We start from the raw sequence: 23,448 nt of genomic DNA, 5'->3' as shown, positions 1-23,448 counted from the left end.
AAGCATTTACAATGTTGCTAAACTTTTAAGAGCATTATAAAAGGAATATACAATGAAACCACTTACTCTTAAACGATTTGTATTATTACCATTAATCATATTCTCCCTCATAATGACAACAGGTTGTCATCTTCTCTCCCATTACAGTGAGGATGAGGTACACCAATATATAAATAAGAACTATCCTAATCTGACCTATCACCTAGAGTCACGAAGGGGCAATACATGGCAAGTCACCTTTGACAAATATCCACAAACGCCCATTGAAATATCTGAAGTCTTGCACACCTCGGCACCTGTTGTGCCACAAGTTGAGCGAATACTAATAACCAATATTCCATTAATAACCGCACTTCCATTAATGAAAAACCATCTAACAGCAGAGGAGTTATCCTATGCTACATACGACACGGCTTCTTTGTATATTGAAATGCCTATCCCCTATTCAGCCATAGAAAACCATGATGTAACAAATTTTTACAATCGAATGGATCAATTCTGCAAAGAATATGCTACAACATATCCAGATTTCAAAGAAAAAATATATATTAGAGTCATCATAAAACCATCTGATGGTTCTGATGCACCGGAAGAATACAGAAGAATCTTCCGTTTATCCCAATATTAATAAAATAGGTGCTCCTAAGGAGCACCTATTTTAATTATGTAATAATGTTATCATTTGACACCGTAGATTTATTATCTGCAACATCATTTCATATTGTCATTAATCCTTATAACCCGTCTAAAAAAATCATATCCGCCATTTATATTGTCGCCAATTACCATTTCACAATCTTGAAAATATGGTGAAACAGGAAGATATCCCCACACAACACCTAATCCTCCACATATATTGCGGCCACCATCTCCGCCTTTATAGGAAAACACATCATTATCATATACAATTTCTCTACAATACGGATCGTCACCTATAACAAGGCCAAAAAAGTTTTCTTTTTCTAACGTATAATCTCCATCATTATCCATCCATTCCATATGTTTTAAATTCATAGAGAAATCTATATTATTCCCCCAAGGAAAAATGGTTCTACACCCCTTGCCAGATAAATACTCCCATTCTCTTTGTGTAGGAAGAGAGTATCCATTATCTTTTATGTTTTGTAACAGTTTCTTAAAGGTGGTGACTTCATAATATTTGCCACACCAATTACTATCATCTGTTTTATATAAGCAAACTGTGTTGTGAACCATAACTTCAGAAAGGCCTTTTATCTCGGCTTTTTTAATCATATTCTGCCACTCTCTATTTTGTATAAGTTCCTCATCGGAAATAGGTATCCAACAGGTTTCACTATACGTTTTTTGTACTAAAAGTGGATGTATTATAAATTCCCCCTCTTGGGTAAAATTATGCGTAAGATACTTTTCTATGTTGGATATTATTGCCTCATCTGCCAGTGCTTCGCTAATCTTAGTTAAAATATCCTCTTCACTATAAATTTCATCTTCGTAACCATCTAAAAATACATAGGCAAGATCCATTAAGCTTTCTTTATCAAAAATATCTTGCAACTTTTTATTGTCAAAATTAAGACCGAGCCTAACGGTATCCCCAGGAACAAATACAAAATCTATGCCATCATTAGAGCGATATACTGCCGTATATGTTGATTTTTCAAAAGCCTTAAACTCTTTAAAACATATCAATTCTAAATTATATATTGCTGCCAATGTATTTAATAATGCCTTTTTATCAGAAACAGCTAACAAATCATATTGAGGATTGTATAATTTATCGATTGAAATATGATTCATAGATTAAATACTCCTTAATTTTCATCTGATACACATATGCTACATTATAATTATTAGTATATATATTCATTATAATTTAGAGAGAGGGAATTATGAACGGAATTAATTGGACACATCTAGTGACGCTCACCTTATCTCCGGAAAAAGGTAGTAATAAACTCAAAACCAATGGTACCCTTAATGAAGCCTTACCAATGGGTATCATCGCTTATGTTGTAATGGCTATCTTAACGTATCTTATAGCATGCATCACGATAAGCATCGTAAGTTATTCATTCTTTACCATCTTTTCATTTACCACATTATTGGGACTCATAGTTAAAGCTTTATTAAAGGCTGTCATCCCAGCTCTATTAGCAAGCTATATCTTTAACTTTTATTGTAATCGCACCTATCCTACAGTTAGTGTAACATTCCAAGATACTTTCAAACAATTCATGTACGCTGTAGGAGTATTTGCGGTCCTTACACTAGTACAAAATATTATATTTGTACCATTTATGATGAGTTTATACACTAATACACTCCCATCCGGTCTAGTTAGAACAGTTATATTCATCTTGAATATGTGCACTTATGGGTGGACCGCATTTACATTATTAAAACTATGTATTGCAGAATATAATATGTCTGTGCGAGATACTGCAACAACCTTAGTTGTTAGTATCGTTCCACTCATCGTGATCAACTATATCATAAAAAATATATTCTAGTTCTATGTTAACAAAATTATAATGGATAACTCGAACGGGCACCAATAATTAAATTGGTGCCCGTTTAATTATTTTCACTAATCGCATATTCTATTTACTTAGATATTGACGGAGTGTTTGATTCTCTAATGGTCCTAATTGTAATGCCTTCCGATTCTTAATTGCATTAATAGCTAATGCTTCAAAGGTATCTTTATCAAAATCAGTTATCCATTTCAGATTAATACACCTCTATTCCAATAATTAAATAACTATCAATATAACTCAGCCAAGAGAATAATGGCAAATAACCATAATACAACACCATATGTCGTATTTGTTTTTACCTTATCAAGACTCACCTTTCCATTATGAAGTAATTTACCCGTTGTACTATAAGGAATCATAGGTCCTGGAACTAACACGGTAATATAAAACTCTAGACTGTGAGTCGTATATTCTGCACCATTTAATAGATACTTAACATCATATCCATAAATAACTGTAAAATTAGGAAGTTCTTTAATAATTCTAGGTGTAACTGATAAAATCTCTACCGGAATACCGTTTCGACGACACCAAAAACGAAATGCAATAAAATATGTTCCAAAAATCATGAGAACGATTGCTACACAAAACTGCCATGGATTAACAAACATTATTTCTTATCCTTTCTAAAGTTGGTTTTGATATCTTAAAAATTTAACCACAGTTCGATTTACAGATATATGTGCACCAGTTTCAATACCAATAACATGTAAAGTATAACCACCTGGAGTCGGTGTTATATTATATGACCCCAAAAGATTACAATCTCCCGATACTGATGAGCCAGAAACCTCTTGAATAATTATATTAGGAACAACTACTCTATATCCATTAGAATCTGGTAATAAGAAAGCATTAGTTAATTGCTTCATCCATGCAGGAACTGATGTAAAGAAGTTATTAAATTCAGATTATAGGACAATACGTGTTGGTAGTGACACCGTTAATGATGTCACCCCAACATTTATTATAGAACCTCCATTTAGTATGAACTAATCTCTGATAGTCAAACATTATACGATTTCCGTTAATAACTAAATTATAGTTAACTGACTCCAATTTTATATTCTCATAAGGAAAAGGTCTATTAAAGATAAAATAGTAAAGATTTCATTCTCCCTGAGACTATATAAATTAACAGCTTAAAAAATTTAATACAATACGTTTAATTATTCAAGGTCTATATAACTAAACTTAGACTGTATTAGATTCTCTTCATCCTCTTTTGTGGAAATTATAAAATCAACAGCAACCAAATCAATACACATTACAGGCATAACTATTTTAGCTTTAACACCATTTAGTACTGGACTTACCCATTTCTTATTATGAGTCATAGTTCCATCTGTTTTAACAACACATGGTTCGACACTAATATCTTGAATATCATATTCATGATTACGATATTCATGAAATTTCATTGATTTATTCTTAAATAAAATGTCACTTTTAATATTAACCTCTATACAGTTAATAAATCTAATTTCACAGGATTCTGACAATAATATGACTGTATTACCAAAATCTTTAATATCTAATGAATATGGCATTTCATCCCATAAATCTAATATATCAATTCTTTTTTGAAGTTCCATCATTTTTATCCTCCTCTCTGTATAAGTATTCTCTGTCTTAGCATCAATTTCTTTATCATCTACAGTTAGTATAACATCTGAGATTATAGATTGAGTAGTCGAGCTTGCTTTACCTATAGATTCTACGCCTAAGTTTGAACTAGACTAATATTATTATAAATCTTATCATAGCCTACTTCTCCAGCATAAATACCTGCCTAGTGAGTCACGCTTTTCCATTTGCTATCAATGCATCCTATGCTAGCACTAATACTACCTGTTGTATCCTTGAAATTATATTTAGAGGAAGCAAAGAACACTAATTACAATAAAATTAAGTAATAGTATGATAATGCAAAAAAGGCACCTCTTCGAGGTGCCTTCTTATCAAATATACGTAAAAGGAAAATCTATTAAATTATTAATCTAAATCATAAAACCCAGATGGTTTATCACTCAAATTTACAATGATGTTTTTCATTTGAGTGTAGTGTTCCAAGATAACCTTGTGTGTTTCACGGCCGATACCAGATTGTTTGTAACCACCGAATGGTGCGCCTGCTGGGATGGAGTTATATGTATTAACCCACATACGACCTGTTTCGATTGCTCGAGCTACACGGATAGCACGGTTAAGGTTTTGTGTAAATACGCCACCGCCAAGGCCGTATAAGCTATCATTAGCTTGTTCAATTACTTCGTCTTCGCTATGGAATTTAATCACTACTGCCACCGGACCAAAGATTTCTTCACGAGCTACGCGCATATCATTTGTAGCATCCACGATGAGTGTCGGTCTTACGAAGCAACCTTTGCCAAGTTCGCCATCTGTAATACGTTCACCACCAGCTACAATACGAGCGCCTTCTTCCTTAGCAAGTTCTACATAGCTAAGTACTTTCTTAACTTGTGCTTCGTAAATCAAGGAACCTAGTTGTGTAGATTCATCCCAAGGCAATCCAACTTTTACCTTATCAAATAATTTAGAAAGTTCAGCTACAAATTTATCATAAATTGTATCTTGTACGAAGATACGGGAACCAGCGCAGCACACTTGACCTTGGTTGAAAAGAATACCGAGCAATGCCCCATCAAGAGCTTGTTTCCAGTTCGCATCGTCAAAGAAAATATTTGCTGATTTACCACCTAATTCCAATGTAGCAGGAATCAAGCGTTCAGATGCTGCTTTATATACATCTAGGCCTACTTCTGTAGATCCTGTGAAGGCAAGTTTGCTAAATCCAGGATGATCAAGGATATATTGGCCAGATTTAGAACCTTTACCCGTTACAATGTTTACAACACCTGGAGGTAAGATGTCTTGCAAAATGCTACCTAGTTCTAACAAACTAAGAGATGTATGGCTAGAAGGTTTAATGACAACTGTACAACCTGCTGCAAGAGCTGGTGCCAGTTTCCAAGCAGCCATTAAGAATGGGAAGTTCCAAGGCACTACTTGACCAACCACGCCGATTGGTTCACGGATAATAAGGCTCAATGTATTTTCATCAAATACTTGTGCCGAACCTTCTTCTGCACGAAGCACACCGGCGAAGTAACGGAAATGGTCTGCACCAAGTGGAATATCCACGTTTAATGTTTCACGGATTGGTTTACCATTGTCATAGGTCTCAACTTGTGCCAAATGTTCTTTGTGAGCATCAATGGCATCTGCAATCTTTAATAAATAATCTGCCCGATTGACTTGAGAAACTGTTTTCCACGTTTTAAAAGCCTCTGTTGCAGCTGCTACAGCTTTATCAACATCCGCCTGCGTAGCTTCTGCACAAACAGCAAGTTGCTCGCCATTAGCAGGGTTATATACATTAAATTCAGCACCATCAGATGCAGGTACCCATTCATTATTGATTAAAAGGCCATATCTTTCTTTAATATGTAAACTCATAGTACTTCCTCCTTTAATGGATAATGACTATTAATTATCTTCTATGAGTTCATCATACACCCAATATCTAAATATTTCAATCTGTTTTATTATTTTCGATATAGCGATTTTATTGTATTCTCAATAGTTTTATTCTATATCAAAATCGATATACTTATCACTATTTATGATAATAAAGTACACAAAAAAGGAGTCCTCTATTACCTAAAGGACTCCTTTTAATCATGTTCAATTTTGACATGTATAATTTTTTACGAATTCTCCTAACAAAATTAGGCCTTTTTCTTGTCTTTATTTCTCAATGACTTGACGGATAATCCGATACGATTTCGCTTTACATCTACAGAGATGATCTCGGCTTCAATAATATCGCCTACAGCAAGTACATCAGAAGGATGTTGTTTCGCCGTGCATAGTTCGCTACGATGTAATAAACCATTCGTTTTTAAACCAAAATCAATAAAGGCACCAAAGTCTACTACATTATGCACCGTACCTTTAACAACCGTACCAACCTTGATATCCTCAAGACTTACTACATGTTTACGTGTCAGAGGTGCTGGTAAATCCTCACGAGGGTCACGACCTGGTTTAGCAAGAGCTGCAATGATATCTCGCACAGTAGGAATACCCGCATCAAGCTTATGCGCCATCTTATCTACATCAACCAATGGTAATTTGACCTGTAATGCTTCAAGTTGGGATTTATCTTGTAAATCCTTTAATGTAAAACCTAGCTCGCCAATGATACGTTCCGCTAATTCATAAGACTCAGGATGAACAGATGTATTATCCAGTGGATTCTTAGCACCATTTAATCGCAAGAAACCGGCACACTGAGTAAATGCTGCAGGACCTAAGCGTGGCACCTTTAATAGTTGCTTACGACTAGTAAACCCACCATTTTCTTGACGAAATGCTACGATATTTTTTGCTACCGTACCAGAAATGCCTGCAATATGTTGCAAAATCGCTGGAGATGCCGTATTAAGTTCAACCCCCACATGGTTTACTACAGATTCAACTACTTGGTCTAATGTATGAGTTAATTGCTTTTGATTTACATCATGTTGATATTGACCTACACCGATAGACTTAGGATCGATTTTAACAGATTCTGCTAATGGATCTTGTACACGTCGTGCAATAGATACGGCGCCGCGAATCGTTACGTCTAAATCTGGCAATTCATCAATAGCCAATTTTGAAGCAGAATATACAGATGCACCCGCTTCATTAGTAATGATGTAGTGGCAATCTAATTTTTCCTCTTCAATCATCTTAGACGCAAATTGTTCTGTTTCATAAGAGGCCGTACCATTACCGATAGACAAGAGCGTCACATTAAATTTACGAATTTTCTCAGCTAATTTCTTTTGTGCTTCTTGTTTTAGTTTTTCACTATTTGTTAAATAGTAAGCACCATAATCGAGTACATTCCCTTGCGCATCGATAATAGCCATCTTACAACCCGTACGATACCCAGGATCAAGGCCCATAATGACATGGCCTGCCAATGGTGGTTGCAATAAGAGGTTTTTAAGATTTACGCCAAACACCTTAATTGCTTGCTCATCAGCAGATTCAGTTAACTCATTGCGAATATCCCTCTCAAGGGCAGGGAAAATCAAACGTTTGTATGCATCTGCTACGGCGCTAGCTTTCACATCACTAAAAATAGATTGTTCATTTTTAGTAATACCATGCACCATATATTGAATATAGGATTCATCGGGTACGGTTAGGGCCAATTTAAGAGCCCCTAATTTTTCGCCTCGATTAACTGCCAAGATACGATGGGACGGCATCTGCCGAACTGGTTCAGCATACTCATTATATTGAAGGAATTGGTCCTTGTGTTCATTATCTTCTACGAGTTCCGCTTGGATAAAACCTTCCTTCCACATACGCTTACGAAGAGTAGCGCGAAAATCTGCACTGTCGCTGACGATTTCTGCAACGATATCCGATGCACCTTGAATGGCATCCTCTGGCGTAGGCACCTCTTCAGAAATATATTCCTTTGCGATATCTAATGAATTGCCCGATGTTACTGTATCGTTTACTATCATTTCCGCTAATGGCTCAAGACCTCGTTCACGGGCAATCATGGCCCGTGTCCGTTTCTTAGGTCGATATGGTAAATACAAATCTTCTAATTCTTGTAATTTTACAGCTTTCATCAAAGATGCCATCAATTCATCAGTCATCTTGTCTTGTTCTGTAATAGCATTGATGATTTCTTGGCGTCGTGCTTCTAAATTGCGCAAATATTTAATACGTTCTTCAACAGTTCGCAGCTGTTCATCTTGTAGTTCGCCTGTTACTTCCTTTCTGTAACGAGCGATAAACGGCACCGTATTTCCTTCGTCTAATAGAGTAACCGCAGCTTCTACTTGACCGGTCTTAACGCCTAATTCCTTTGCGATAATGGCAAACATTGATTCCATTAGTTATGTCCTTTTCTTTCATAGGTTACAAATCGATGAGGGTATTTATTTTTATCATCTACCGTTCCCTCTACAACAGAGGTAATGGTGAAAGCTGACGCATCGAATTCAGGGAAATGCGCATCCCCTTCAAATTCATGGTCAACCTCGGTAATATGCATTACATCTACATAAGGTAAAAAGGCTTCGTAAATTTGGGCACCCCCAATCACATAGGCTACATCAAGATTTTTTGCAGCCTCTACAACAGCCTCTGGTGAGGAGAATACACGAACTCCTTCCGGTGCATTAAAACCTTTATTTGTTGTAATCACCCAATGCTCTCGATTGGGCAACAAAAAAGGCAAGCTTTCAAAGGTCTTTCGGCCCATAATAATAACATGGCCTGTCGTTTTTTCCTTGAAGAATTTCAAATCATTGGGCAAATGCCAAATCAGAGAATTATCTTTGCCGATAACGCGGTGATGTGCAACCGCTACAATCAATGCTAACATAGTATCCCCCTAAACAGCTACGGTCATGGATAATTTACCTAAATGTTCATACCCTTCTAACACGATATCTTCTGGTGTAAAATCGTAAAAATCAGTGATGTCTGGATTTACATGAATTGTCGGTGCCGGTAACGCTTGATTACGACGAGCCAACTGCTCACGCAATGCTTCTACATGATTTTCGTAAACATGTGCATTATTAATAACATGCGTGAATTTTCCCGGTTTCAAGCCCGTTACTTGAGCAATCATACATAAGAGTGCTGCATATTGAGCCGTATTAAATGGAACACCAAGCCCCATATCACCACTGCGTTGGATGAGCATGCAGTTTAAATAGCCATCACCTACATCCCACAATGTTTCATACGCACAAGGTTGCAAAGCCATATCAGGCAAATCCTCAATATTCCATAATGTAACAATCATGCGGCGACTATCCGGATCCTCTTTTATGGTTTTGATGAGATTATCCAATTGTTTATATTTAGAGATTTGGTATCCATATGCCTTGCCAATAGTGCCATCTTCACGCATCCATTCGTCCCATACGTGGACATTCATGTCTTGCAGTTTACGCACATCATTAGACTGCATCTGCCAAATCCACAACAATTCTTTCACCGCTGTTTTAAAGGCCACAAACTTTGTAGTAAGAATGGGAAATTCCTCTCGTAAATCAAATTGCATGATTTGCTGTGGCAATTTATAGGTAGCGATACCAGTTCGATTTTGACCATAAATACCATGATCTAAAATATTTTCAATAATATTGAGATATTGTGTATCTGCTAAGCTCATAGTTCCCCCTAACGGAATGTAACATTCCCTTAATATAATGCGCCTAATAACGCCTTATCATTATCCCTTATATTGTTCAATGACCTCCAAAAATGAAAGTCCATATTTTTTCAATTTTGCTTCCCCTACGCCTTTTATATTGCCGAATTCACCTAATGTACTAGGTCGTACATTGGCTAAATCGATAAGTACCGTATCTGGAAATATAATATATGGCGGTACCCCTAGCTGTGAGGCTAGTTGTTTACGATGTTGTCGTAAATGTTCAAATAAGCCACCTGAGCCAGACCGAGGCACTTCGGAGCGAGATATAGATGCAGACTTCTTTGTTTTACGAGAAGGTACAATGACCTCTTGTCGAATTTCTTCTACCTCTTTATGTCCAGCTAACACCTCTTCTGCGCCAGCTGTAACAGATAAAATGGGGTATTTCCCCATAGAGCTCCGCAAATAGCCAGAGGCTACAAATTGTTGAATCAGCCCTTTTATTTCCTTATCACCTATATCTGATAAATAACCAAATACAGATAATGCATCGAGTCTAGCGCGTGTAATTCGATCTGTTCGTTCACCACGCACAATGGAGGAAATCATAGAGGCACCATACCGCTCCTCTGTGGCGATAATGGCACGGAATATGGCCTTCGCCTCTTTCGTAACATTAACACGTTCCCCTTTTGTATTACAAGAACTGCAGTTACTGCATTCGAGCCACGGAACGATTTCACCAAAATAGGCGAGCATATATTTCCTTAGACATGTACTACAGAAACAGTAATCAATCATAGATTGTAATTTTCTAAGTTCTACCTGCTCACGTTGTGGTTCTAGATGACCTTGTTCAATCAAATACTTATGAACGCGCACATCTTGCCCACTATAGAGCAATATACATTCCGCCGGTGCACCATCGCGCCCTGCACGTCCCGCCTCTTGATAGTAGGACTCCATATTGCGCGGCATTTGATAATGCAACACATAGCGCACATTACTCTTGTCGATACCCATGCCAAATGCATTCGTCGCAACCATAACTTGTAATTGGTCAAAGGCATATTTATTCTGCATATCTTGGCGCATCTCATCGGATAAACCGGCGTGGTAATATCCAGTTTGGATGCCGGCACGCGTCAAATTATCATAGACCCGCTCTACATCCTTTCGAGTAGAGCAATAGATGATACCATTTTCATTACTATGACGACGAACATAGTCGACTACATAATCCATACGCTTAGGTGTGCGCACCACAGAAAACGATAGATTAGGCCTATCAAATCCCGTAACATACACATTTGCACAATCTAAGCCTAATAATTTTTTAATATCATTTTCTACTGCCTTCGTAGCAGTCGCTGTGAAAGCCCCTACTACGGGACGTTTAGGCAAACTAGATAGCCAATCGCCAATCAATCTGTAGGACGGTCTAAAATCATGGCCCCACTGTGAAATACAGTGTGCTTCATCGACAATAACTTGGGAAATCGGCATAGAGCGTAATACATTACAAAAGAAATTAGATCCTAGTCGTTCTGGTGCAATATATAGTAATTTAATCTTTCCACTACGCACCTCGTACATGGTCTTATTAAATTCAGTTTGCGTTAGTGTACTATTGATTAAGGCAGCCGGTATATTTTGATCAACCAAGCTATCTACTTGATCTTTCATAAGCGATATTAAGGGTGAAAACACAATGGATATGCCCGATTTACAGAGGGCTGGAATTTGAAAGCATATCGATTTCCCAGCGCCTGTAGGCATAATAGCTACTACGTCCTCATTTTGTAATAAAGATGCTACCGGTGCCTCCTGAGCTGGGCGAAAAGAGGTATACCCAAAGTAGGTTTGCAGTAGTTGTAACGCTCTATCACGAGAATTAATAGCCTCCATCGGTATACCTCCTTTCCTATGTGTACAAAATTAACAATGTTATATGCCATATCAAAATGAAATATCGTGTCTATTTATTGTATCATTTTTTGAGGTATTTTTTGAATTATTTTCATATAATACTGTTTAGTAATTTTAACAATATCATCAATATTTACCAATAAATTATCTGATTTACATATCCTATAGAATGGCAATTTATGATACAATAATTAGTATATATTTTAACGTGGTGAACAACCCTAAGGAGGTTTTATATAGGCATGACACACAACAACATAATGATCATAATCGCCTTTGCCTTGTATTTAGGACTGATGATGTACATCGGGGTCTACTATTATCGCAAATCGAACAGTATTGGTGACTATATATTGGGCGGTAGACAGCTAGGACCGTGGATTACGGCACTCAGTGCCGAAGCCTCCGACATGAGCGGTTGGATGCTTATGGGGGTACCAGGTCTGGCCTATACTACGGGTATTTCCGGTGTATGGATTGCCGTAGGACTTACCTTGGGCACCTGGGCCAACTGGCGATTCGTATCCCGTAGATTGCGTAACCATACGGAGGTAGCTAGCGACAGCTTAACATTGCCGGATTATTTAAAAAATCGGTTCCACGATCAATCCCATTCGGTAGCTGTTATTTCTGCATTGTTTATATTAATCTTCTTCCTCATCTACACATCCTCTGGATTTGTGGCAGGAGGCAAATTATTCAATACCATCTTCGGCTTAGACTATACGGTCTCCCTCTTTATTACGGCGGGCATTGTAGTATTTTATACCTTCCTCGGAGGTTTCCTCGCCGTATCTTGGACGGACTGTATTCAAGGGGCGTTGATGTTCTTCGCCATCTTGGCTGTACCTATTACGGCAGCTATGTACTTAGGTGGTCCTATTGATACGATGCAACTCATCCAAAGTGAATTTCCTCAAGGGTTAAACCTCTGGGGTGATACGAGTGATATGTTTGCTCTTGTCATCGGCATCATCTCTTCCCTTGGTTGGGGTCTTGGCTACTTCGGTCAGCCACATATCCTAGTTCGCTTCATGGCGATTTCCGATGCAAAGGAACTAAAAAAATCCACAAATATTGCTATGGTTTGGGTTATCCTTTCCTTATTAGCAGCTATTTTCGTAGGCCTCATCGGTCATGTATATATGTTACCAGAAAAATTAGTTGGTACAGATGCAGAGACGATATTCCTCGTTATGACGGAACGTTTATTTACGCCATTTATGGCTGGCCTTATCTGGTCTGCTGTACTTGCAGCTATCATGAGTACTGCATCCGCTCAACTATTAGTAACAGCCTCTGCTATTGCTAATGATTTTTACGCTAATATCATTCACAAAACGGCAACCGACAAAGAACTCGTGCTTGTAAGCCGTATTGTTGTATTGTTGGTAGCGGCTATATCCATTTTCTTAGCATTAAATCCAGATAGCCTCATCCTTACGATGGTTGCTTACGCATGGGCTGGCTTTGGTGCCTCTTTTGGTCCTGCTATCATCTTCTCCCTATTCTGGAAACGCATGACGCGCCGTGGTTGTATTGCGGGTATCGTCGTAGGTGGTCTTACAGTTCTAATTTGGAAACAATTTGCCTTCTTTGGACTTTATGAAATCGTACCAGGATTTATCTTCTCATCTATTGCGATTTACCTTGTCAGCATTTTCGATAAGTTACCACCACGTCCAGTATTAAAAGATTATAAAGAAGCAGAAAAATTGCATATTCTCTAAAAACGGATAAAAGGAGCTATTGATTTCTCAATAGCTCCTTTTTCGTAATAAAGGGCTATTATACTTACAGCCCGTCTTCTTATACATATTGTGATAATCCATCACGAATGGCTTCACGCACATCGAACACTAATGATGCTGGCGATAATACTTTCACACTTTGCATATATTGTAGTGCCCAATATTTGAAAGCCTCCCGATTAACATGAACACGACACTCCACCTTTTGAGGCGTCTCGTTTAAAAATGTTACATTTCCATCAAACCAATCGAGAATTTGGTTAACGATACTGCGTTTTGCTTCAAATACTACCGTTACTGATTCACCACCAAACATATAGATATGTTCCTTCATGTATCTATCTACATCAAAGGTATTTTGATTGTGATAGCCTTGGATTTCCCGCAATGGCTTACGGCGAATATCCAATAACTTAATGTTACCAATTCGATCTACACGTAGTGTAGACATATCATCATGGTTATCGTGGTTACCTACCAAGTAGTAGAGTCCTCGACTAGATACTAATTGGTAGGGATTAAAAATATAATTTCGCTCATTACCTGCATAATCAAGATTAGGATATAATTTATTATCTGTACTAGGCTGATAATAGACTAACGAAATTTTTCTCCCTTCCGTCACCGCTTTTTCAATGAGATCAATATTTAGGAATAGATCCTGACTTCTCACAAGAGAATCAGGAGTACTCTTAATTTGTTTTCCATGGGATTTAAAATAACGGCCTCCCAAGGCAGATACCTTATCAATCAAGTCTTTACGCTGATTTACACTAATATGACGTGATGCTAATAGGCCATCGATTAACAAATGTAACTCAGCCTCTTCAAAGGGGTGAATCATATAAAAATTGGTACGACGAATCGAACCATCTGTACCTAGTGCAGATTCTTCACATTCAATATTAAAATTACCAGATTCATATAAATCATTTAGATGACGCCCTAAGGTTTTACGATCTACCGTCAATTCATATTTCTTCGCTAAGATGCTACGAATTTCCTCTTGAGATAATGTATGATTTGCATCGGTTTCATCTCGTAGGATTTCTAGTATATATACTAGTACTGCCTTTTTAGATGCCATGGAAAAACTCCTTTTACAATATACTTATACTAACTAACAACAAAATATGGCCTACTATGACCATATTTTTACATGTACACAAAATCACTCATACAAAGTATATCATAAAAGTCATGTTTACTTCATGTGTTTTTCATGCATTTCTTCATCCTTCCTATATCTTTTATGCAACTTAACATAACAAAATGTAATATTTATAAAATAAAAAGAAAATATTGAACATAAAAATAAAGGCTAATTCTATATATCGAGAATTAGCCTTTATCTATCCCCCATCGCACATTATTATCATATGCTACACAGGAAATACCTTTATTTAATTTTATTTTCTAAATAGCCTAATGTTTCCATGCGTTTCGTCAATTCAGCATAGAACGCTTCAGCCATAGCTGTTTGATTTTTTGCCTGACCAGCTTGTGCACCGCCAAAGATATTCTTTTTAATCGCATTAACAATAGTAGATTTTGCCTTTGGTTTATTAAGGATTTCCATAAACATCAAATCTTCATCGGACAGATTTTCCACGGCTTCATTTTCAGAGGTAGCCCCATACATGATGTCTGTACCAGATTCAACTAAAGCTTTCACAAACTTTGTAAATCTAGCAGGTACAAAGGATTGTCCCTCCATATAGTAAGCTTTAGGATGTGGATGTTTCAAGAAACGTAGACCACCGCGTACAATATGTTCTGCCATAGCTACATATAACGCATCAACAGCGGCTTCTAAGCTTGCATCATCGCCCTTAGCAGCATCATTAGCAGCTTTCACAATGGCTAAAGCCTCGATCATATTAAACTGACCGCCATCCTTAATAATGGACTGGAATGTATCGCGTACGATATCATTTTCAAACATGGACAATGCTTCTTCATTGAAGAGAATTGTATAGGTAAAGTTGTTAATAATGGTTCGCATAGGTACAGAATTTACAAGTTCAGGATTTCCCATGTCGTAGGTTACAGATTCTGCATGCTTAGCCTTACATATAATAGATTTTCTAAAGGTCGTATCTAGCATAAAATCTAAATATTGCTCTTGAGCTACATGGTCATTAAGTGCGAGTTTATCTAATGTATCCGCAATATCAGCATCAAAGCTACGCACCATAGATAAAGTTAAATCAGCATCACATAGATATGCCAAATTATGCGCTCCTAAATGGTCATTAAATTGATAGAAATATACAGGGTCATTATTAGGTTCTAAATGATCGTGACCAACATAGTATTCATCTTTTTGCATAACAGAACGAAGAGCACCTAAGAATTTACTATTTCGTTCCTTTAGATTGTCATATTTTAAAATTTGACTACCTACAATACTGCCAATCGTTTTGCCATGCAGTACCTTTTCCTTGTGATTAAACTGAGCTTTATCACGGTTGCTGAACATCATTAACTGACGTACTTCGTCCATCGTATGCCAACCTGGATAGGTATTATAAGAAATGTAGGCAATTCCATCCTCTGCTAAATGTTCATCGATAAGGCGCAACAATGCCTCTTTGACACCGTCATCGACCCAAGAATACACACCATGAGCGATAATGTAATCAAAGGTACCAATTTCACTACCAATAGATGCAATATCAGATTGAACTAAGGAAACATTTGTTAGCCCTGCATTCGCAATCACTTCATTGCCCTTTTCAACTTGTTCTTGTGAAAGCTCAATACCTACGAATGTTGCATCAGGATTAAATAATGCTTGGGAGATAATATTGCCACCATAGGTTGCTCCCAATTCTAATACTCTTGCAGTTTTAGGGTTAGGTGCTGAAATACCCACGAGAGCCGCATAGGCTTCAAGAGTAGCTGGTGTGGTATATGGGAATGGCATAGATTTATAGCCTAATTCACTATAAATGGTTTGTTGTACGTCATTTGTATTCGTAGTCATAATATCCTCTATCATTAAAAACATATATTGTATAAACAATACATGAATAATACACATATATACTATCTATTATACCAAAATCATGTGTACTATACACCTATTCATAAGGATGATAGATGCAAAAGAGGCATCCTCAATGAGGATGCCTCTTGTATATGCAGTTTAGAGAAATTAATTATTTAACTTCTTCGAAACCTTTTTGTAAGCGAACATAGCTTAAGCGACGTTCTTTAGCGTCTTCTTCACATTTAGCGAATAATTCTTCTGCAGCGTCAGGAGCAGCTTTCGCCAAGGAAGCATAACGAACTTCACCTTTAAGGAAGTTTTGGAATTCGTCGTAGTTGCCTTCTTTGGAATCCAAGGAGAATGGGTTTTTACCTTCAGCTTTAAGTTGAGGGTTGTATCTGTAAAGATCCCAGTAACCACAAGCAACTGCTTTGCGTTGTTCTTCTTGAGCTTTACCCATACCAGCTTTGATACCATGGTTGATACATGGGCTGTAAGCGATGATCAAGGAAGGACCTGGATAAGCTTCAGCTTCTGTAACAGCTTTCATCAATTGGTTTTTATCTGCACCCATAGCTACTTGTGCTACGTATACATAACCATAAGACATAGCCATCATGCCAAGGTCTTTCTTCTTAGTACGTTTACCAGATGCTGCGAATTGAGCTACAGCAGCTTCATGAGTAGATTTGGAGGATTGACCACCAGTGTTGGAGTATACTTCAGTATCGAATACCCAGATGTTGATGTCTTCGCCAGAAGCTAATACATGGTCAACACCGCCAAAACCGATATCGTATGCCCAACCGTCACCACCGAAGATCCAGTGAGAACGTTTGATTAAGAATTGTTTTTTATCAAGAATTTCTTTCAATTCTGGAGTTGTAGCACCTTCAGCTTCGATTGCTGCTACCAAACGTGCGGAACGTTGACGAGTAGCTGCACCAAGGTTAGCGAATTCAATCCATTGTTCCAATGCTTCTTTCAATTCGCCAGATGCTGTTTCAACAGCTTTCTTAGCTACTTCAAGCAATTGTTCACGGATTTTCTTAACGCCGATGTACATACCATAGCCGTATTCAGCATTATCTTCGAACAAGGAGTTTGCCCAAGAAGGACCTTGACCTTGTTGGTTAGTTGTGTATGGAGAAGCTGGCATGGAAGCACCCCAAATGGAGGAACAACCAGTAGCATTCGCAATCATCATACGATCGCCGAACAATTGAGTTAACAATTTAGCGTATGGAGTTTCACCACAACCTGCACAAGCACCGGAGAATTCGAACAATGGTTGTTCAAATTGGGAACCTTTAACAGTTTCCTTCTTCATAGGGTTTTCTTTTACAGGAAGGTTAACAGCGTAGTTCCAAGCTTCAGCTTGTTCGATTTCGGAATCGATAGAAGTCATTACGATAGCTTTGCCCTTAGGAGCTGGACAGATATCAACGCAGTTACCGCAACCCAAGCAATCTAATGGGGATACTGCGATACGGAATTGAAGGTCTTTAGCGCCCAATGCAGGGATTGTATCGAAATGTTCTGGAGCTGCAGCCACTTCTGCTTCAGTTGCCAAGATTGGACGAATTGTAGCATGTGGACATACGAAGGAACATTGGTTACATTGGATACAGTTTTCTGGCATCCATTTTGGAACGAACAATGCAGGACCGCGTTTTTCGAATTTAGCAGTACCAGCAGGTAATGTACCATCTTCGTAACCAGCGAATGTGGATACAGGAAGATCATAACCAGCTTGTGCATTGATTGGTTGTGCAATATTTTGAACGAAAGATGGGCAGGATTCACAGCCTGGTTTAGCTTTGTGACCGCCTTCATCAACAGCGTTTTTCCAGTCAGCTGGAACGTCTACTTTTACAAGAGCACCAACGCCTTGGTCGATAGCAGCGTTGTTCATGTCAACGATGTTTTGACCTTTTTTACCATAGGAAGTAACTACGGATTCTTTCAAGTATTTGATAGCATCATCTACAGGGATGATTTCAGTCAATTTGAAGAATGCAGCTTGAGTTACCATGTTGATACGACCGCCTAAGCCGATTTCAGCAGCGATTTTCGCAGCATTGATGATGTAGAAGTTCAATTCTTTTTCTGCGATTTGACGACGTAATTTAGCAGGTAAATGTTCGTTCAATTCTTCAGGGGACCAAGTACAGTTCAATAAGAATGTACCGCCTTTTTTGATACCGCGAAGTAAGTCGTATTCATGTACGTAGGATTGACGGTGACATGCTACGAATTGAGGTTCAGTAATCAAGTAAGGTAAGTTGATTGGATTAGTACCAAAACGAAGGTGAGACATTGTTACGCCACCAGATTTTTTGGAGTCGTAATCAAAGTATGCTTGTGCATACAAGTCAGTGTGGTCACCGATGATTTTGATAGCGGATTTGTTTGCACCTACAGTACCGTCAGAACCGAAGCCCCAGAATTTACATTCAGTCAAACCAGGAGTTTCAACTTCTACGCCTTCAGCACGATCTAAGGACAAGAATGTAACATCATCATTGATACCCAATGTGAAGAATTTCTTACCATTTTCAGCATTCAAGTTATCGAATACAGCAACGATGTCTGCAGGGATAACGTCTTTGGAGCTCAAACCATAACGACCAGCGATAACTTTGATGTTACGACCACCGTCAACTACAGCAGCTTGAACGTCTAAGAACAATGGTTCAGCCAAAGCGCCTGGTTCTTTTGTACGGTCAAGAACAGCAATGCGTTCTACAGTTTGAGGAATAGCTTTCAACAAACGATCTATTGCGAATGGACGGAACAAGTGAACGTTGATGAAACCAACTTTGCGACCCAATTTATTTAAGTAATTTACAGTGGATTCTACTACTTGTGCGGAGGAACCCATAGTAACGATTACGTCAGTTGCATCAGGAGCACCTACGTAGTTGAACAATTGGTAGTTAGTACCAGCCAATTTGTTGATTTCGTTCATGTAGTGTTCTACAACGTCAGGAACGTTCAAGTAGAATTTGTTGGATGCTTCACGATGTTGGAAGTAAACGTCAGGGTTTTCTGCAGTACCACGAGTTACAGGAGCATCTGGGTTCAAAGCGTTTTTACGGAATGCTTGAACTGCTTCCATATCTACTAAAGGTTTTAATTCTTCATAGTCCCAGATTTGAATTTTTTGAATTTCATGGGATGTACGGAAACCGTCAAAGAAGTTGATGAACGGTACACGAGTTTTAATAGCTGTCAAGTGAGCTACTGCAGACAAGTCCATTACTTCTTGTACGGAGGATTCTGCAAGCATAGCACAGCCAGCTGCACGAGCAGCCATTACGTCTTGGTGGTCACCGAAGATAGCCAACGCATGTGCAGCTAATGCACGAGCAGCTACTTGGAATACGCCTGGAAGTAATTCGCCTGCTACTTTGTATAAGTTAGGAAGCATCAATAACAAACCTTGGGAAGATGTGAAAGTTGTTGTTAATGCACCAGCTTGCAAGGAACCGTGAACAGCAGCAGCAGCGCCTGCTTCAGATTGCATTTCTACAACTTGAACAGTGTTACCGAAGATGTTTTTACGACCAGATGCAGCCCATTCGTCAATGTGTTCTGGCATTGGAGAAGATGGAGTGATTGGGTAAATCGCAGCAACTTCTGTAAAACCATAAGAAACGTGAGCAGCCGCTTGGTTGCCGTCCATAGTTTTAAATTTACGACTCATGTGATTATTGCCTCCTTAAGCATTTAGCAAAAATAGAACACTTGCTTAATCTATCATTATGTTTAGGAATAACAACCATTACAAACTTGCGTACATGAAAAAATAATGCAATAATATATATGTTATATATATTTATGGCATTATGTAGTACAAACTATTTTGTAGTGGGCACAACCATAATTCCTAATATCATAACTTGATATAGCCCTATAGACTCATTATAACGTGGCGGGCTATATCAACGCAATACATACAGTGCTTGGCGCCTTGCCAATATCGCTATCCATGCTTTACTTAAAGTAATAGCTAATTGCGTTTTAGTAATAATTATTCTCATTTATCAAAACCAATTTTTAAATTAGGTTTGTAATATCTTTTATATATTAGGGGGTTAGTTATGGATTTCCACCATTTAAAATACTTCGTAGAAGTGGCTGATCAAAAGAGTTTTAGTAAAGCAGCAAGAAACTTACACATCTCACAATCCGCGATTAGCCGTACAATCAAAGCCTTAGAAGACGAACTTGGTGTTGTTCTCTTCATGCGTAATGCTAAATCCGTAGAACTCACTGATGGAGGTACCATCTTTTTAACACACGCGAAACGCGTAGTATTTATGTTTGAACATTTAAAAACAGATTTTGAAAACGAGTTTCGTTTGGAGCAAGGTTCCATCCGAATTGGTATCCCACCTATTACCGATGCACCAATCTTTGCGCAACTATTAGGTGAGTTTAAAAAGGTATACCCACAAATCGATTTAGAATTATATGAACAAGGTTCTAAGAAGGTCGAAATCAGTGTACAAGAAGGTTTAATTGATATCGGTATCATCTGTACAAAGCCAAATCCTAAGGAATTCGAATCCTTCTATCTCACATCTGACCCATTATCCGTTATCGTTCCTAAAACTAGCCCACTTGCCAAGGAACCAGAAATTCGATTGGATATGCTTTCAGAAGAATCCTTTGTACTTCACAAGGACGATTTCAATTTACATGATGAAATTATCAAAGCATGTAAGCACACAGGTTTCCAACCTCATATCGTATTCGAAACAAGCCAACGTGACCTCATGTTACAAACAGTAAGTGCCGATTTAGCCATCGCCCTATTACCATCTCGCCTCTGCCCTGAGGTAGGCGAAAATACAGAAGTAGGATCTAAGGTTGTGGTACGTCCTCTCGTTCCAGAAATCATCCATACCTTATATGTAATCTGGAAAAAAGGTCATTACCTCTCCCACGCTTCTCGCTTGTGGTTAGACTTTGTAAACTCCAAATTGCCATTACCTGGTCTACAATTGGAGGCTCATAAATAATGAACAAACCATCTGGGCTCGCAACTAAATTGCGGGCCCTTTTGAAAGCTAAAGAAACGCCCATGTGGGCCGTTATTATAGTTCTCATCATCGTCATCATCATTCAGCAAGTTCAAATATCCGAACTACAATGGCGCGTCGACGAAGATCACGACGGTTCCACCATAGATAGTGTGGCAGGACGTCTATATATTTTAGAAGGCATGGCTAATAAACATAGCGATCAAATCGATGAACTTCAGAAATATATTCGACAACTACAAAATGATGGTGCTAGATATGATTGGGAACTAAAACAACTGGAATGGTTGCATCCAGAACTAAAGGTTATTTCTCCTGATGGAGATCCTAATCCGTTAAAATCTACAGATCTTAACCTAGACATGAACCCTGGTAATGTACCAGATGTAAAAAAATAAACAAAAAGAGCTATATCAAACATATCAACACACAATGTGTGAGGATATGAATGATGTAGCTCTTTTTATATTAATGCACGATGATATTATCTAGTCATCCTTGTGTTCCATAGATTTAGGTAATGTCAAAATCAATAGACCTGCTAGGAACATACAAGCGCCCATTACATAGTAACCGTAAGTAAAGCTACCTGTATGACCGTTGATAAAGCCAAGCATATAAGGGCCAACCCAACCGCCCATATTACCGGATGAATTGATAAGGCCCATCGCACCTGCTGCAGCTGCGCCAGATAAGAATGTAGTTGGCATCGTCCACCATACGCCCATACCACCATACACGCCTACAGCCGTTAAACAGATGAATAACAAGCTAATTTCAGGTGATGGACTATGTGGTGTGGCAATAAAACCTATGGTACCAACAAATAATGTGGTCGCCACATGCCAACGTTTTTCATTGCGTTTCTCTGAGGAATAGCCACAGAAAACTTGTACTAATAAGGCAGCACTCATCGGAATGGCAATAGACCATGCTACAACACTTGGTGGCCATCCAGATAAGCTTTTAAGCACTTGTGGCATCCAGAAACTGAACCCCCAGAACCCAATAACCCACAAGAAATAAATTAATGCTAATCGCAATACCTTTGGATCTTTCAAGGCTTGCCAAATTGTGTATTTCTTTACGGATTGTTTTTCAGCTTCTTCCTTAGCAAGCTCTTCTTTGATATATTCTTTCTCTGCATCAGTTACCCAAGCGGCTTCTTCTGGTTTTTCTTTCATCCAGAATGCAAAAATGAAAGCAAAGATAACGGCTGGTAATGCTTCTACAATAAACAATGTACGCCATCCATGTAATCCAAAAAATGTCGTATCGAGCAATACGCCTGCTAATGGACCGCCGATAATGTTAGAGAATAATAGAGATGTAAGCATTAAGGAAATTGCCTTTGCCCGTTCTCTCGGTAAAAACCAATTAGGTATCAATAAAGAATAGATAACCGGATATAATGACGCTTCACATAAACCTAACAAGAATCGATATAAGAAGAACTCCCACTCCGTAGTCATTGTCGTCATGAGGACACATACAATGCCCCAACTAAACATGATACGCGCTACCCAATGCATCGCATTAAATCTCGATGCTAACAGAGATGCAGGGACTTCAAATAAAACATAGCCAATAAAGAATATACCTGCGCCCATACCGAATATTTCTGGTGTTAACCATGGTAAATTCTCTTTCATGGTCAAGCCTGCATAGGCGATATTTACACGGTCTAAAAAGGCAATAATAGAAACAATAAATAATGGTAGGATGACATGCAACATACGCCGCCTTGTAAAATCCTTGAAATCGATGGCCCCACTTTGAGGCTCTGGTACAGATGATGAGTTCATATGAATCCTTTCTACTTACTATATGATACGTACCATAATATATTAAAAAAACAAATGTCCTCTGTCAATGATATTATATAGAATATAGGAATAACGAATTAGAATATGTAACATACAAAAAGCACCTTATATCTGTTATGTAAAATCTCCATAAAGATTTCTAACAGTATATAAGGTGCTTTCACATA

At 38.1% G+C, this 23,448-nt stretch carries 17 protein-coding genes; 5 read left to right on the top strand and 12 right to left on the bottom strand.

Going from position 1 to position 23,448, the window contains the following annotated elements; translation table 11 throughout:
* Positions 1 to 52 precede the first annotated feature (52 nt).
* A complete protein-coding gene (locus O3598_RS08845) occupies positions 53 to 628 on the top strand; it encodes a hypothetical protein (protein WP_371452423.1) in 576 nt (191 codons plus the stop codon).
* 83 nt (positions 629 to 711) lie between these two features.
* Here the strand turns inward: O3598_RS08845 and O3598_RS08840 are convergent, their stop codons facing one another.
* Positions 712 to 1,779, bottom strand: a complete 1,068-nt coding sequence (locus tag O3598_RS08840) for a hypothetical protein (protein WP_371452421.1) — start codon at positions 1,777 to 1,779, stop codon at positions 712 to 714.
* 92 nt (positions 1,780 to 1,871) lie between these two features.
* Between O3598_RS08840 and O3598_RS08835 the strand changes: the two genes are divergently transcribed.
* Entirely contained in the window at positions 1,872 to 2,492 is a 621-nt protein-coding gene (locus tag O3598_RS08835) for a hypothetical protein (RefSeq protein ID WP_371452419.1), read from the top strand.
* A 254-nt stretch (positions 2,493 to 2,746) separates the two neighbouring features.
* On the opposite strand, the gene O3598_RS08830 is transcribed toward O3598_RS08835, so the two are convergent.
* From O3598_RS08830 to recQ, 7 genes are all read right to left on the bottom strand, one after another.
* Positions 2,747 to 3,130: a hypothetical protein gene (locus O3598_RS08830; protein WP_371452417.1), complete on the bottom strand. Its 384-nt coding sequence runs from the start codon at positions 3,128 to 3,130 to the stop codon at positions 2,747 to 2,749.
* A gap of 558 nt (positions 3,131 to 3,688) precedes the next feature.
* Positions 3,689 to 4,117 (bottom strand): PIM7 family immunity protein, encoded by a 429-nt coding sequence (locus O3598_RS08825; protein ID WP_371452415.1) that lies wholly within the window; start codon positions 4,115 to 4,117, stop codon positions 3,689 to 3,691.
* Between the two features lie 397 nt (positions 4,118 to 4,514).
* On the bottom strand, positions 4,515 to 5,999 hold the full coding sequence (locus O3598_RS08820) for an aldehyde dehydrogenase family protein (protein ID WP_371452413.1): 1,485 nt from the start codon (positions 5,997 to 5,999) through the stop codon (positions 4,515 to 4,517).
* Between the two features lie 272 nt (positions 6,000 to 6,271).
* On the bottom strand, positions 6,272 to 8,449 hold the full coding sequence (locus tag O3598_RS08815; protein WP_371452411.1) for a Tex family protein: 2,178 nt from the start codon (positions 8,447 to 8,449) through the stop codon (positions 6,272 to 6,274).
* Positions 8,449 to 8,943 carry a dihydrofolate reductase gene (locus O3598_RS08810; protein WP_105092620.1) on the bottom strand — a complete coding sequence of 165 codons (495 nt, stop codon included), beginning with the start codon at positions 8,941 to 8,943 and terminating at the stop codon, positions 8,449 to 8,451. The genes O3598_RS08815 and O3598_RS08810 overlap by 1 nt, the downstream gene beginning before the upstream one ends.
* Positions 8,944 to 8,952: 9 nt before the next feature.
* Positions 8,953 to 9,744, bottom strand: a complete 792-nt coding sequence (locus O3598_RS08805) for a thymidylate synthase (protein ID WP_105092621.1) — start codon at positions 9,742 to 9,744, stop codon at positions 8,953 to 8,955.
* Positions 9,745 to 9,804: 60 nt separating this feature from the next.
* Positions 9,805 to 11,637, bottom strand: a complete 1,833-nt coding sequence (recQ, locus tag O3598_RS08800) for a DNA helicase RecQ (RefSeq protein ID WP_287528475.1) — start codon at positions 11,635 to 11,637, stop codon at positions 9,805 to 9,807.
* Positions 11,638 to 11,900: 263 nt separating this feature from the next.
* Between recQ and putP the strand changes: the two genes are divergently transcribed.
* Positions 11,901 to 13,388 carry a sodium/proline symporter PutP gene (putP, locus tag O3598_RS08795; RefSeq protein ID WP_016476548.1) on the top strand — a complete coding sequence of 496 codons (1,488 nt, stop codon included), beginning with the start codon at positions 11,901 to 11,903 and terminating at the stop codon, positions 13,386 to 13,388.
* 79 nt (positions 13,389 to 13,467) lie between these two features.
* On the opposite strand, the gene O3598_RS08790 is transcribed toward putP, so the two are convergent.
* From O3598_RS08790 to nifJ, 3 genes are all read right to left on the bottom strand, one after another.
* Positions 13,468 to 14,496, bottom strand: coding sequence for a helix-turn-helix transcriptional regulator (locus O3598_RS08790; protein WP_005378417.1), 1,029 nt, complete (start codon positions 14,494 to 14,496; stop codon positions 13,468 to 13,470).
* 312 nt (positions 14,497 to 14,808) lie between these two features.
* Positions 14,809 to 16,398, bottom strand: coding sequence for a class I SAM-dependent methyltransferase (locus O3598_RS08785; protein ID WP_287505162.1), 1,590 nt, complete (start codon positions 16,396 to 16,398; stop codon positions 14,809 to 14,811).
* A 175-nt stretch (positions 16,399 to 16,573) separates the two neighbouring features.
* Positions 16,574 to 20,113, bottom strand: a complete 3,540-nt coding sequence (gene nifJ, locus O3598_RS08780) for a pyruvate:ferredoxin (flavodoxin) oxidoreductase (RefSeq protein WP_371452407.1) — start codon at positions 20,111 to 20,113, stop codon at positions 16,574 to 16,576.
* Positions 20,114 to 20,510: 397 nt separating this feature from the next.
* Here nifJ and O3598_RS08775 point away from each other — a divergent pair, with 397 nt between their 5' ends.
* On the top strand, positions 20,511 to 21,434 hold the full coding sequence (locus O3598_RS08775; RefSeq protein WP_005378410.1) for a LysR family transcriptional regulator: 924 nt from the start codon (positions 20,511 to 20,513) through the stop codon (positions 21,432 to 21,434).
* A complete protein-coding gene (locus tag O3598_RS08770; protein ID WP_371452405.1) occupies positions 21,434 to 21,853 on the top strand; it encodes a hypothetical protein in 420 nt (139 codons plus the stop codon). Before O3598_RS08775 ends, O3598_RS08770 begins: the two co-directional genes overlap by 1 nt.
* 90 nt (positions 21,854 to 21,943) lie before the next feature.
* On the opposite strand, the gene O3598_RS08765 is transcribed toward O3598_RS08770, so the two are convergent.
* Complete coding sequence (locus tag O3598_RS08765; protein WP_281740892.1) at positions 21,944 to 23,260, bottom strand: MFS transporter; 1,317 nt, start codon at positions 23,258 to 23,260, stop codon at positions 21,944 to 21,946.
* Between the last annotated feature and the right edge of the window lie 188 nt (positions 23,261 to 23,448).

This window comes from Veillonella atypica, from assembly GCF_041431435.1.
In the GTDB taxonomy this organism is placed as follows: domain Bacteria; phylum Bacillota; class Negativicutes; order Veillonellales; family Veillonellaceae; genus Veillonella; species Veillonella atypica.
Note: the sequence above shows the minus strand (reverse complement) of the source record. Positions and strands in the feature narration are given on the sequence as shown.